Here is a 13,104-nt window from a genome sequence, read left to right on the forward strand (position 1 = left end):
CGCAGCGGTTGTGTCGGAGGTGACCCCTAGCGTCTGGGACATGCGGCTGCTGCACACCTCCGACTGGCACCTGGGCCGGTCCTTCCACCGGGAGGGCATGCTCGAGCACCAGGCCGCGTTCGTCGACCACCTGCTCGAGGTGGTCGAGCACGAGCGGGTCGACGCGGTGCTGGTCGCGGGCGACGTCTACGACCGGGCGCTACCTCCGGTCGACGCCGTCAGGTTGGCCGACGAGACCTTGGCCCGGTTGGCGGCCTCCCGCGCCCGCGTCGTCCTCACCAGCGGCAACCACGACTCCGCGCACCGGCTCGGCTTCGGTTCGCGCCTGGCCGACATGGCCGGGGTGCACCTGCGCACCCAGCCGGGCACCGTGGGCGCTCCTGTGCTGTTGGCCGACGACCACGGCGAGGTCGCCGTCCACGGACTCCCCTATCTCGACCCGCAGACGGTCGCCCCGCTCTGGGGCACCACGGCCTCGCACGCGGCCGTGCTCGGTGAGGCGATGTGCCGGGTGCGCCGGGACCTCGCGGCCCGCCCGGGGGTGCGCTCCATCGTCATGGCGCACGCTTTCGTCGGTGGCGCTGGGCCCGTGCAGCCCCAGGAGTCCGACTCCGAACGCGACATCTCCGTCGGTGGGGTGTCCCTGGTGCCCACGGGCGTCTTCGACGGTATCGACTACACCGCGCTGGGCCACCTCCACGGTCGGCACGTGCTCGGTGACCGGGTGCGCTACAGCGGCTCGCCCCTGGCCTACTCCTTCTCGGAGGCGGCCCACCGCAAGGGATCGTGGTTGGTCGACCTCGACGCCGACGCCCTGCACGCCGAGTTCGTCGACGCCCCGGTCCCGCGTCGCGTCGCCCGCCTGCGGGGCACCCTGGAGGAGCTGCTGACCGACCAGCGGCACGCCGCGCACGAGCAGAGCTGGGTGCAGGCCACGCTCACCGACGACGTCCGCCCCACCCAGGCGATGGAGCGGCTGCGCCGGCGCTTCCCGCACGCCCTGGTGCTGGCCTTCGAGTCCACCGCGCCGAGCCTCGGGGGCGTCCCCGCTCGCCCCTCGCAGGGTCGTACCGACCACGACGTCGTCACGGAGTTCTTCTGGACGGTGCGCGGAGCCGGTCCCACCGCCGACGAGGCCGCGCTGCTGCGCGAGGCCGTCGACTCCTGCTGTGAGGAGTCGAGCGTCTGATGCGTCTGCACCACCTGGAGATCACGGCGTTCGGACCCTTCGCCGGCACGGTCACCGTCGACTTCGACGCTCTCAGCGGCGGCGGCCTCTTCCTGCTCACCGGCGCGACGGGTGCGGGCAAGACCACCGTGCTCGACGCCGTCTGCTTCGCCCTCTACGGCGACGTGCCGGGCGACCGGTCGGGCGCGAAGCGGCTGCGCAGTGACCAGGCCGCCCCGGGGGTGCGGCCCGGCGTCGTGCTCGAGGCGACGCTGGGCGGCCGCCGGCTGCGGTTCGTCCGGTCCCCCGCGTGGTCGCGACCCAAGAAGCGCGGCACCGGCACGACCACCGAGCAGGCCTCGGTCAGCGTGAGCGAACACATCGACGGCACCTGGGAGCCGCTCTCGTCTCGACTCGACGAGGCAGGCGACCTGGTCGGGTCGCTGCTCGGTCTCACCCTCAACCAGTTCACCCAGGTGGCGATGCTGCCGCAGGGGCGCTTCTCGACGTTCCTGCGCGCCACCTCCAAGGAGCGGCACGCGCTGCTCCAGCAGCTCTTCCGCACCGGGCGGTTCGAGAGCGTCGAGGCGTGGCTCGGAGAACGCCGACGCCATCTCTACCGCTCCTCACAGTCGTGCGAGCGCGAGGTCGACGACCTCGCCAGCCGGGTCAGCGAGATCGCCGAAGAGCCGGCACCCGAGGATCCCGACGCGCTGGCCGCGTGGTCGCAGGCCGCGCACGTCACCGCCGCAGCCGAGCGCGACGCTGCCCAGCAGCACCTGGAGCGCGACCAGCTGGCCGAGACGGCCGCCGTCGGCGCCCTCGACGACGTCCGCCACCGCCTCGAGCGCGCCCAGCAGCGCCGTGCGGCCGAACGGGAGCTCGCGACGCTCGAGCAGCGCGCCGCCGACCACGCCGAGGATCTGGCACGGCTCGACGGAGCCCGCCGCGCGGCTCCCGTCGTTCCCCTGGCCGAGGTGTCGCGGCGTGCCGGTGAGGCCTGCGACGGGGCCGCGGAGAGGTGGCGGAGGGCCGCCGAGGCGGTCCCGGGGGTCGAGCCCGAAGCCTTGGCCTCGCGGCTGGAGCGTCTGCTCGAGGCACGGGCCACCATGACGGCTCTCGATCCGGGGCGCCGCCGACTCGGCTGGGTGCAGCAACAGCTGCCCCGGGTCCGGGCCGAGGCAGCGCAGACCGCCACCGAGCGTGACCGGGTCGCCGTGCGCCTCGCCGAGCTGCCCGACCAGCTGACCGCCGCGGCTGCCGCCGTCGAGAGCGCCCGCTCCCGTGCGGCTGAGACGGCTGACCTGGCGACGAGGCTCACGGCCCACGACCGTGCGCGCGGGCTGCGCGCCGAGCTGGCCGCCGCGCAGGTCGAGCACCTGGCCTCGCGCGAGCTGGTGCTGGCCGCCAGTGAGCGCCAGCTGGAGGTGCGCCGGCAACGCATCGAGGCCATGGCCGCCGAGCTGGCCGGGGCCCTCGCCGTCGGCGCGTGCTGCCCGGTGTGCGGCTCCGACGACCACCCGCACAAGGCCGTGCCGGCACGCGGGGCCGTCGACGAGGGCACGGAGCGCTCCACGCAGCGCGCGCTCGACGACGCCAAGGCATCCGAGACGGTGCATGCCGAGCACGTCGCGTCGCTGCGGACCCGCCTCGCCGTCGCCGAGGCGGCGGCTGGCGCCGATCGGCGCGAGGAGGTGGCGGCTCAGCTCGATGCCGCGCACGATCACGAACGCGCCTTACCCGACCTCCGGGCAGAGCACGACCGGCTGCGGGCCGAGCACGAGACCGCGCGCCTTCGCTGGAGTGAACTGGCGGCCACCGGGTCCGCCCTCGAGGCCGACATCGCCGCCTTCGAGCGAGAGGCGGTCGACCTCGCCGGCGAGATCGACCGGGCAGAAGAGCAGATCCGTGCGGCGACCGGTGCAGACAGCCTCGACCTCGACGGGCTGCTCGCCGCCACACGGGCGGCGGCCGAGGCGCTGACGACCAGGACCCGCGCGCGGGCCCGTGCCGAGGAGGCGCGCGCCGACCTCGACGACGCGTTGACGGCCGCCGGCTTCGGCGACGTCCATGAGGTCGAGACAGCCGCGCTGGGAGAAGCCGAGCAAGGAGTGCTCAGCAACCGTGTCGACCACCACCGAGAGCGTTCGGCCGTGGTGCGCGAGCAGCTCGGCCAGCTCGGTGACGCCGACCGCGACCCGCGGCCCCTGCACGAGCTGGTGGCCCTGCGGGCCGACGAGCACGAGGCCGCTGTTCGTCGGGTGCGTGCCGCCGGGGAGCATCGCGCCGCCGCTCAGGCCCGGTGCGGCCGGCTGCAGGAGCTCGATGCGCGGCTGCGCGTCGCGCTCGAGCGCTGGGAGCCGGTGCGTCGCGAGTACGAGCTCGTCACCCGGGTCGCCGCGTTCGCCGAGGGCAAGGCGGCCGACAACGCCTGGCAGATGCGGCTCTCGGCCTACGTGCTCGCCTGGAGGCTGGGTCAGGTCGTCGCGGCGGCCAACGAGCGGTTGGTCACCATGAGTGACCATCGCTACACCCTGCTGCACTCGGCGCGCCGCGGCGCCGGCGAGACCCGCGGTGGTCTGAGCCTGCTGGTGCGCGACGACTGGTCGGGCGAGGCACGCGACCCGGCCACGCTCTCGGGCGGCGAGACGTTCGTCGTCTCTTTGGCCCTGGCGCTCGGGCTCGCCGACGTCGTCGCGCACGAGGCCGGCGGGGCGCAGCTCGAGACGCTCTTCGTCGACGAGGGATTCGGCTCACTCGACTCCGACACGCTCGAGGACGTACTCGACGCCCTCGACGCGCTGCGTGAGGGCGGACGCGTCGTCGGCGTGGTCAGCCACGTCACCGAGATGCGCGACCGCATCCCCACTCAGCTGCACGTGCGGACCTCGCGTGCGGGCTCGACCGTCTCCCTCCACGGGGCGGCTCCCGTGGTCGTAGGCTCGCCGGCATGAGCCGACCTCCGCTCGACCCGACCTTCACGGCGCTGCCGCTGCGGCGCCTCGGCGAGGTGGCCCTGGCCCGGGCCGAGCAGCTCGGCGCCACGCACGCCGACTTCCGGCTCGAGCGGGTCCGCTACCAACGCCTCTCCGCGCGCGACGGCGTGCTGCAGCGCGCCAGCGACACCGAGGACCTGGGGTTCGCGGTCCGGGTCGTGCATCGCGGCTCGTGGGGCTTCGCGGCCGGGGTGGTGCTGACCGACGAGTCCGCCCGGTCGGTCGCCGAGCAGGCCATCGCCGTCGCGGAGGTCGCGGCGGCCATGACCACCCGCCCGGTCGAGCTCGCCCCGGAGCCCAGGTACGCCGACGTCGCATGGGTCTCGGCCTATGACATCAACCCGCTCGACGTGCCGATCGCGGAGAAGGCCGACGTGCTGCGCGGCTGGACCGATCGGCTGCGCTCTGGCGCGGCGGTCGACCACGCCACCGCCTTCCTCGTGCAGGTGCAGGAGAACAAGTACTACGCCGATCTCGCCGGCACCCGCACCACCCAGCAGCGAGTGCGCATGTTCCCCGGTTTCGAGGCCATGGGCGAGGGCGCCGACACCTTCGACACGATGGCCAGCATCGCCCCGCCCGTGGGGCGCGGCTGGGAGTACGTCGCCGGCGAGATCGGTCCCGACGGGCCGGCGTGGAACTGGGACGCCGAGCTCGACGAGGTGCCCGAGCTGCTGGCCGAGAAGCTCAAGGCACCGAGCGTGGAGCCGGGCAGCTACGACCTGGTGATCCACCCGTCGAACCTCTGGCTCACTATTCACGAGTCCATCGGCCACGCCACCGAGCTCGACCGTGCCCTGGGCTACGAGGCCAACTACGCGGGCACCTCGTTCGCGACCTACGACCAGCTCGGCACGCTGCGCTACGGCAGCGACGTCATGCACGTGACCGGCGACCGCACCATCGAGCACGGCCTGGCCACCATCGGCTACGACGACGAGGGCGTGGCCACCCAGTCGTGGGACATCGTCCGGGGCGGCACGCTCGTCGGCTACCAGCTCGACCGCTCGATGGGGCAGATGAAGCCAGAGCTGAACGCGGGGCGCTCCAACGGCTGCGCGTACGCCGACTCCCCGGGTCACATCCCGATCCAGCGCATGGCGAACGTGTCCTTGCAGCCCGCTCCCGAGGGCCCCGGCACCGGCGAGCTCATCAGCCGCGTCGAACGAGGTCTCTACATCGTGGGCGACAAGTCGTGGTCGATCGACATGCAGCGCTACAACTTCCAGTTCACCGGGCAGCGCTTCTACGCGATCCGCGACGGCGAGCTGGTCGGCCAGGTACGCGACGTCGCCTACCAGGCCACCACCACCGAGTTCTGGGGGTCGATGGAGGCCGTCGGCGGCCCGCAGACCTACGTGCTGGGTGGCGCCTTCAACTGCGGCAAGGCGCAGCCCGGGCAGGTCGCCTCCGTCAGCCACGGCTGTCCCACGGCGCTGTTCCGCGGCGTGCGGATCCTCAACACGACGCAGGAGGGTGCAGACCAGTGACCACGACGCGTCCCACTCCGCAGCAGCTGGTCGAGCACGCGCTCGCCGCCTCGGCCGCCGATGACTGCACGGTGCTGGTCACCGACACGACCAAGGCGAACCTGCGGTGGGCCAACAACACCCTCACCACCAACGGCGTCATGCACTCGGTGCACGTGGCGGTCGTCTCCTTCATGGGCCCCCGTGTGGGCACCGTGTCCGGCAGCGCATCCTCGCTGGAGCAGGTCACCGACCTCGTGCGGGCCGCCGATGCGGCCGCTCGAGCAGCCGCCCCCGCCGAGGACGCCGCCGAGCTCGTCCCGGGCCGCGTCAGCGCCGACTGGGAGGACGAACCCGTCCCGACCGACATCCACGTCTACGACGTGTTCGCGCCCGCGCTCGGTGAGGCGTTCGGGCGCGCCACCGCCGCCGACCGCGTGCTGTACGGCTTCGTCGACCACCAGGTCGCCACCACCTACCTCGGCTCCTCGTCCGGGCTGCGACTGCGGCACGTGCAGCCCACGGGGCACTACGCCTGCACCGGCAAGGACGCCGCACTCACGCAGTCGGCCTGGGTCGGCGGCGGCACCCGTGACTTCAGCGAGGTCGACGCCCTGGCTCTCGACGACGAGCTCGCCCGGCGCCTGGCGTGGGGTCGACGGCGTGTCGACCTGCCGGCGGGGCGCTACGACACGATCCTGCCGCCCACCGCCGTGGCCGACCTGATGATCGAGGCGTACTGGTGGGCCGGTGCCCGGGTGGCCCACGACGGTGAGTCGGTGTACTCGCGGCGCGGTGGCGGCACCCGCATCGGCGACGCGATCGCCGCTCCCGGCGTCCACCTCTTCTCCGACCCGGCTCACCCTGGTCTGGAGTGCGCACCCTTCGTCACGGCCGAAGCCTCCGACAACGAGAGCTCGGTGTTCGACAACGGGCTGCCGCTCGGGCGCACCGACTGGATCTGCGACGGCGCCCTCACCTCGCTGCTGCAGACCCGACACTCGGCGAGCATGACGGGCCAGCCGGTCACACCGATGATCGACAACCTCGTGCTCGACGTCGGCGGCAGCGGCACTCTGGGGGATCTCGTCGCCGGCACCGAGCGTGGTCTGCTGCTCACCTGTCTTTGGTACATCCGCGATGTCGACCCCCAGTCGCTGCTGCTCACCGGGCTCACCCGCGACGGTGTCTACCTCGTCGAACACGGTGAGATCACCGGACTGGTGAACAACTTCCGCTTCAACGAGCGCCCCGTCGACCTGCTGCGTCGCTTCACCCACGCCTCGGCCACCGGTGCGGCCTTCAGCCGCGAGTGGGGCGACGACTACTTCAGCCGCACGGCCATGCCGGCCCTGCGGGTGCCCGACTTCACGATGTCGAGCGTGTCGCAGGCGCGGTGATGGCGCGCACGCCGGTGAGGGCGACGATCGCAGGGGAGACTCCACCGAGCACGGCCACCGCGAGGAGTGCCTCACCGGTGCCGAACTCGGTGGCGGCCACCCCGCCCAGGACGGCGCCCAACGCGCCGCACGTCCGGTTCACGCAGCGACGCGTCGCGTTGGCCCGGCCCGTCCCCAGGCGTCGCCCGCCCCACGGCGCCACCACGGCACCCGCGAGTCCGGCCAGCCCACCCAGGGCGAGAAGGATCCCGAAGACGAGCGCCGAGAGCCCGATCCCGCGCAGGGCCAGGACCACCAGCACGGTGGAGCCCGCCGCATGGGCCACGAACCACACGTGGGTCGAGAGGGCCAGCGGTGCGAGAGTGGGATGGGTGTAGGTCCAGCGCAGGCCCTCCGCCATCTCGCGGCGCAGCCGCGAGCGCACCTCCGGGACGCGGGGCGTCTCCTCGACGCGCAAGGTGGCGTTGATCAGGGCATCGGCCACGTAGCTGACGGCGTCGACGGCGAGCGCCACCGGGGCGCCGAGCAGTCCCACCAGGCCGCCGCCGACGACGGGCCCGAGGGTGCGTGCTGCCGCGTCACTGGCGTCCAGCCGTGCGTTGGCCCTCACCAGGTCCGGGCGCGCGACCAGACTCGGCAGCAGGCTCTGCGTGGCGGCGAACCCGAACACCGAGAAGCCGCCGAACGCCAGGAGCAGCAGCACGAGGCTCCAGACCTCGAGCCGACCCGCGGCCCAGAGCACCGGCACTGCTCCCAGGGACACCGCGCGGCCCAGACTGCTCCACACGAGCAGGCGTCGGCGCTGCCACCGATCGGCGTAGACCCCGGCCAGCAGCCCCAGGGCCGCGTAGGGCAGGAACTGCGCCGCGTTGACCGCCCCGACGCCGGCAGCACTCGCCTGCAGATCCCGGACGACGAGCACCGGGAGCGCCACCGCGGTGACGGCCGTGCCCACCGAACTGAGCGTGGCGGCCGCCCAGAAGCGGCCGAAGAGGGTCACTGCGTCTCCGCGAAGGCCTCCGGCGAGGGGCAGGAGCAGACCAGGTTGCGGTCGCCGTAGGCCTGGTCGATGCGCGCGACGGGTGGCCAGTACTTGTCGGGGTCGATGCCGGCCGGGTAGACGCCGAGCTCGCGCGAGTACGGACGGTCCCACTCCCCCACCAGCGCCCGGCCGGTGTGCGGCGCGCCGCGCAGCGGCGACTCCTCCGGTGTCCACTCGCCGGCGGCGACGCGGTCGATCTCGGCCTTGATGGCGATCATCGCGTCGCAGAACCGGTCGATCTCGCCGAGATCCTCGGACTCGGTGGGCTCGACCATGAGGGTGCCGGCCACGGGGAACGACATCGTCGGGGCGTGGAAGCCGTAGTCGACCAGTCGCTTGGCGACGTCGTCGACGCTGACGCCGGTGGCCTTGGTCATGGGCCGCAGGTCGAGGATCGCCTCGTGGGCGACCAGCCCGCTGTGCCCGCGGTAGAGGACCGGGAAGTGCGGCTCCAGCCGCGCGGCCACGTAGTTGGCGGCCAGGACGGCGGTGGCCGTGGCACGCGCCAACCCCTCGGCACCCATGAGTGCCACGTAGGCATACGAGATCGGCAAAATGCCGGCCGACCCGTACGGTGCCGCCGAGATGGCCCCGATGCCGGGCTGCTGGCCCAGGGGGTGCATCCGGTGGCTCGGCAGGTACTCGGCGAGGTGCGCGCGGACCGCGACCGGACCGACGCCGGGCCCGCCGCCACCGTGCGGGATGCAGAACGTCTTGTGCAGGTTCAGGTGCGACACGTCGCCGCCGAACTCGCCGGGCTTGGCGTACCCCAGCAGCGCGTTGAGGTTCGCGCCGTCGACGTAGACCTGGCCGCCGTGCTCGTGCACGATCGAGCAGAGGTCGGTGATGCCGTCCTCGTAGGCGCCGTGGGTGGAGGGGTAGGTCACCATGATCGCCGCGAGCGTGTCGGCGTGCTTCTCACACTGCGCCCGCAGGTCGGCGAGGTCGACGGTGCCGTCGTCGGCCGACTTCACCACCACTACTCGCATGCCGGCCATGACGGCGGACGCCGCGTTGGTGCCGTGCGCGGAGGCCGGGATGAGGCACACGTCGCGCTGGGTGTCGCCGCGACCGTGGTGGTAGCCGCGGATGGCCAGCAGCCCGGCGAGCTCGCCCTGCGAGCCGGCGTTGGGCTGGAGCGAGACGCGGTCGTAGCCGGTCACCTCGGCCAGCCAGCCGGCCAGGTCGTCGACGAGGCTGTGGTAACCCTCGGCGTCCTCGGCGGGCGCGAAGGGGTGGAGGTCGGCGAAGCCGGGCAGGCTGATGGGCTCCATCTCGGTGGTGGCGTTCAGCTTCATCGTGCACGAGCCCAGCGGGATCATGCCACGGTCGAGCGCGTAGTCGCGGGCCGAGAGGCGGCGCAGGTATCGCAGCATCTGCGTCTCGCTGCGGTGCGCGGAGAAGACCTCGTGCGTGAGGTAGGGGGTCTGCCGCGCCAGGGCCTGCGGCACGCCGGTGTAGGCGAACCAACCGGTGTCGTCGAGCTCGAACGCCTCGGTCAGCGCACGGAAGTGCATGGAGGTCGTCGATTCGGAGAAACTCACGCCGACCCGGTCCTCGTCGACGAGACGCACGTGGATGCCGCGCTCGTGTGCGGCCTCGACCACCTTCTCCGCACGCCCCGGAACCCGCACCACCAACGTGTCGAAGAAATGTCCGTGCTCGATGTCGATCTCTGCTCCGCGAAGAAGGGCCGCGAACCCGCCGGCGAGACGATTGACCCGCCCGGCGATCGCCCGTAGCCCCTCGGGGCCGTGATAGACGGCGTACATGCCGGCGGCGACGGCCAGCAGCACCTGCGCGGTGCAGATGTTCGAGGTCGCCTTGTCGCGGCGGATGTGCTGCTCGCGGGTCTGGAGGGCCAGGCGGTAGGCGGGGCGGCCCTCGGCGTCGACCGAGACGCCCACGAGCCGGCCGGGCAGGTGCCGCTCGAGGCCGGAGGAGACCGCCATGAAACCGGCGTGCGGACCACCGTAGAAGAGCGGGATGCCGAAGCGCTGCGAGGAACCCACGGCGATGTCTGCACCGAGCTCGCCCGGCGACTCCAGCATGGTCAGGGCCAGCAGGTCGCACGCGACGACAGCCAGGCCGCCGCGCTCGTGCACGGACTCGATTGCCGGGCGGGGGTCGCTGATGCGCCCACTCGCTCCCGGGTACTGCACGAGGATTCCGCTGGGCGCGTCGATCTCATCGGGCACGCCGTCACTGAGGTCGCCCACCAGTACCTCGATGCCCATGGCCCGGGCGCGGGTGGTCACGACCTCGAGGGTCTGCGGCAGCACGTCGCTGTCGACGACGAACGGGCCCATGGCCTTTTTGTTCGCCCGCCGCACCAGGGTCATCGCCTCGGCGGCGGCGGTGCCCTCGTCGAGCAGGGAGGCGCCGGCGGTCGAGAGGCCGGTGAGGTCGGCGACCATGGTCTGGAAGTTGATGAGGGCCTCGAGGCGGCCCTGGGAGATCTCCGGCTGGTAGGGCGTGTAGGCGGTGTACCAGCTCGGATCCTCGAGCACGTTGCGGCGGATCACCGGCGGGGTCACGGTGCCGTGGTAGCCCAGCCCGATCATCGGCTCCAGCGGACGGTTGCGGGCGGCCAGCTCGCGCATCCGGCGGGCCACGGTCTGCTCGTCGGCGGCGTCGGGCAGGCCGGAGAGGGCCTCGGTGCGGATGCCGCCCGGCACGGCCGCGGCCATGAGCGACTCCAGGGAGTCGTGGCCAAGGGCGGCGAGCATGGTGGCGACATCGGCCTCACGAGGTCCGATGTGGCGGTCGGCGAACGTCGGCTGGTGAGAGGTCACGGGTGGCGGGCTCCGGTGCGAGAAGGACGTCGGACGCCTCCCCCTCTGTCACACCGGCGCTGGTGCTTCAGAGTCGCCTGGCCCGTGCCGGGTGGGTGCCTGAGAGATTCCGGGGAGGAATTGCCCCTTCGGCGCCGGCCGGAGCCGGACTCTCCCGCGCGGGATATGCAGCGAGAGCGAATCTACCAGCGTCAGCCGGCGTTGCGAGCGGCGCGGCGCGCCGCGAGCTCGTCGCCGGCGACCGGCGCCTGGGCCGAGTCGTCGCTGGTGCGCTCGGAGGGCAGTTCGGCCAGCGTGCCCTCGATCTCGCGCCACACACCGCCGATGGCGATACCGAACACGCCCTGCCCGCCCTGGAGCAGGTCGATGACCTCGTCGTTGCTGGTGCACTCGTACACCGAGGCGCCGTCGCTCATGAGGGTGACCTGGGTGAGGTCGTCGGTGCCGCGCTCACGCAGGTGGTTGATCGCGGTGCGGATCTGCGGCAGGGAGACGCCGGCGTCGAGGAGCCGCTTGACGATCTTGAGGATGAGGATGTCGCGGAAGGAGTAGAGCCGCTGCGAGCCCGAGCCCTTGGCGCCGCGCACGCCGGGCTCGACCAGGCCGGTGCGGGCCCAGTAGTCCAGCTGACGGTAGGTGATGCCGGCGGCGTTGCACGCGGTCGGGCCGCGGTAGCCCAGGTCGCTGGGCAGCGGGGAGACGTCGTCGGTGAAGAGCAGGCCCTGCTCGTCGGCGGCCCGGGCGGCCAGCTCGGCGCCGATGCTGTCGCGCAGCTCGTCGTGCTCGTTCACGGATCCTCCGGAAGGTCTACTCCGTACACCGTAACCCCGGGGAAGTGTGCGTAGTGCCGAACGGCACCACATCGGTGGAGTTACAACGAAGACACCTAGAAGGTAGGTGCGACCCCGGGATGCGTCAAAGACCTCGACGGCGTGTCGGCAACCCTCATCCTCAGGTAGAGGGTGAGGGCGCCGCGTCAGTCCGACGGGGCGTCGAAGTCCTCGGCGCTCACCTGGTCGAGGAACTCACGGAACTTCTCGACCTCGTCCTCCTGCTCGGCCGGCACCGCGAGCCCGGCCTCATCGAGAACCTCCTCGGAGCACACGATGCGCGAACCGGTGCGCAGCGCGAGCGCGATGGAGTCCGAGGGCCGCGCCGACACCTCGGCTCCCCCGGCCAGGACCAGGGTTGCGAAGAAGACGCCGTCCTTGACATCGGTGATGCGCACCTCGTCGAGGGTGTGGCCGGTGGCCTCGAGCACGTCTTTGAGCAGGTCGTGGGTCAGCGGGCGCGGCGGCGTGACGCCCTGCTGGGCGAACGCGATGGCCGTGGCCTCCACCGCACCGATCCAGATCGGCAGGTAGCGCTCGCCGGAGACCTCGCGGAGCAGCACGATCGGCTGGTTCGAGGGCATCTCGACCCGGACTCCCATGACATCCACTTCGCGCACGTCGCCACCCTACTGCCCGGCCGTGACGAACTCCCGGGGGTCAGGAGAGTCCGGACTTCACCAAGGTGGCGTGCAGGCGCACGGAGAGGGCGGCGATCTCGGATGCCGTCTCGGCGGCGCGGGCGGACGCCGCGGCGTCGCGGCCGCGGGCCAGCGGCGCGGTGACCTGCTGCACCAGGCCGATCTCGCGGTCGGCTGCGGTCTTGACCGACCGCAGGTGGCGGGGCTCGATGCCGTACTCGGCCAGCTCGCGCACGGTGCGGGCCACCACCAAGGCGTCGGTGTCGTAGTGCCGGGTACCTGCCCGAGGAGCCACGAGGCCGTACCGCTCGAGCTCCTCGAGCAGCTCCTCGTCGATGTCGGCTACCTTGCGCAGCTCCTGTCGCGAGAGTCGAAGGCTGTCGCGCCGGCGGAAGCTCTCGGGGCTGGGCATGCCGTCGGCGGCGAGCGCCACCTGGGGCACGGTCGGCACCACGGGGTCCAGCGGCGGGGGCTCGAGCCCGCGGTCGATGGCGTCGAGGTGCTCCCCGATGACCTTGAGCGGCAGGTAGTGGTCGCGCTGCATGCGCAGCACGTAGCGGAGCCGGTCGACATCGTCGCGGGAGAACTTGCGATACCCGGCAGCGGTTCGCTCGGGCTTGATCAGCCCCTTGTCCTCGAGGAACCGGATCTTGGGGATGGTGATGCCGGGGAAGTCCTCGCGGAGCAGGTCGAGCACCTGCCCGATGTTCATCAGGGGGGCGGCCTCGCGCCCTGTCGAGTGCCCCGTGGACTGGGCAGCCAT

At 72.4% G+C, this 13,104-nt stretch carries 9 protein-coding genes and 1 riboswitch; of the genes, 4 read left to right on the forward strand and 5 right to left on the reverse strand.

Annotated features, from left to right (window positions below; all coding sequences use genetic code 11):
* The first annotated feature begins 40 nt into the window (after positions 1 to 40).
* Genes ISG29_RS18980 through ISG29_RS18995 form a run of 4 tightly spaced genes read left to right on the forward strand, consistent with a single transcriptional unit; the run spans position 41 to position 7,033 of the window.
* Positions 41 to 1,189: an exonuclease SbcCD subunit D gene (locus tag ISG29_RS18980; RefSeq protein ID WP_194505029.1), complete on the forward strand. Its 1,149-nt coding sequence runs from the start codon at positions 41 to 43 to the stop codon at positions 1,187 to 1,189.
* The gene (locus ISG29_RS18985) at positions 1,189 to 4,122 is read left to right on the forward strand and encodes an AAA family ATPase (protein WP_194505030.1); all 2,934 of its coding nucleotides are present in this window, start codon (positions 1,189 to 1,191) and stop codon (positions 4,120 to 4,122) included. Before ISG29_RS18980 ends, ISG29_RS18985 begins: the two co-directional genes overlap by 1 nt.
* The gene (locus ISG29_RS18990) at positions 4,119 to 5,654 is read left to right on the forward strand and encodes a TldD/PmbA family protein (protein WP_194505031.1); all 1,536 of its coding nucleotides are present in this window, start codon (positions 4,119 to 4,121) and stop codon (positions 5,652 to 5,654) included. Before ISG29_RS18985 ends, ISG29_RS18990 begins: the two co-directional genes overlap by 4 nt.
* The gene (locus tag ISG29_RS18995; protein WP_194505032.1) at positions 5,651 to 7,033 is read left to right on the forward strand and encodes a metallopeptidase TldD-related protein; all 1,383 of its coding nucleotides are present in this window, start codon (positions 5,651 to 5,653) and stop codon (positions 7,031 to 7,033) included. Before ISG29_RS18990 ends, ISG29_RS18995 begins: the two co-directional genes overlap by 4 nt.
* Here ISG29_RS18995 and ISG29_RS19000 read toward each other — a convergent pair.
* The 5 genes from ISG29_RS19000 to ftsR form a co-directional block, all read right to left on the reverse strand.
* Entirely contained in the window at positions 7,002 to 8,033 is a 1,032-nt protein-coding gene (locus ISG29_RS19000) for an MFS transporter (protein WP_194505033.1), read from the reverse strand. The two genes, ISG29_RS18995 and ISG29_RS19000, sit on opposite strands and share 32 nt — an antisense overlap.
* Positions 8,030 to 10,804 (reverse strand): aminomethyl-transferring glycine dehydrogenase, encoded by a 2,775-nt coding sequence (gcvP, locus tag ISG29_RS19005; protein ID WP_235960417.1) that lies wholly within the window; start codon positions 10,802 to 10,804, stop codon positions 8,030 to 8,032. Before gcvP ends, ISG29_RS19000 begins: the two co-directional genes overlap by 4 nt.
* A 143-nt stretch (positions 10,805 to 10,947) precedes the next feature.
* Positions 10,948 to 11,037: riboswitch (glycine riboswitch) on the reverse strand.
* A gap of 24 nt (positions 11,038 to 11,061) precedes the next feature.
* Positions 11,062 to 11,661: a MerR family transcriptional regulator gene (locus ISG29_RS19010; RefSeq protein WP_328829873.1), complete on the reverse strand. Its 600-nt coding sequence runs from the start codon at positions 11,659 to 11,661 to the stop codon at positions 11,062 to 11,064.
* 185 nt (positions 11,662 to 11,846) lie between these two features.
* Positions 11,847 to 12,320: a bifunctional nuclease family protein gene (locus ISG29_RS19015; protein ID WP_194505036.1), complete on the reverse strand. Its 474-nt coding sequence runs from the start codon at positions 12,318 to 12,320 to the stop codon at positions 11,847 to 11,849.
* Positions 12,321 to 12,360: 40 nt separating this feature from the next.
* Positions 12,361 to 13,104: a transcriptional regulator FtsR gene (gene ftsR, locus ISG29_RS19020; protein ID WP_194505037.1), complete on the reverse strand. Its 744-nt coding sequence runs from the start codon at positions 13,102 to 13,104 to the stop codon at positions 12,361 to 12,363.

The sequence above is a fragment of the Nocardioides acrostichi genome, assembly GCF_015319165.1.
In the GTDB taxonomy this organism is placed as follows: Bacteria; Actinomycetota; Actinomycetes; order Propionibacteriales; family Nocardioidaceae; genus Nocardioides; species Nocardioides acrostichi.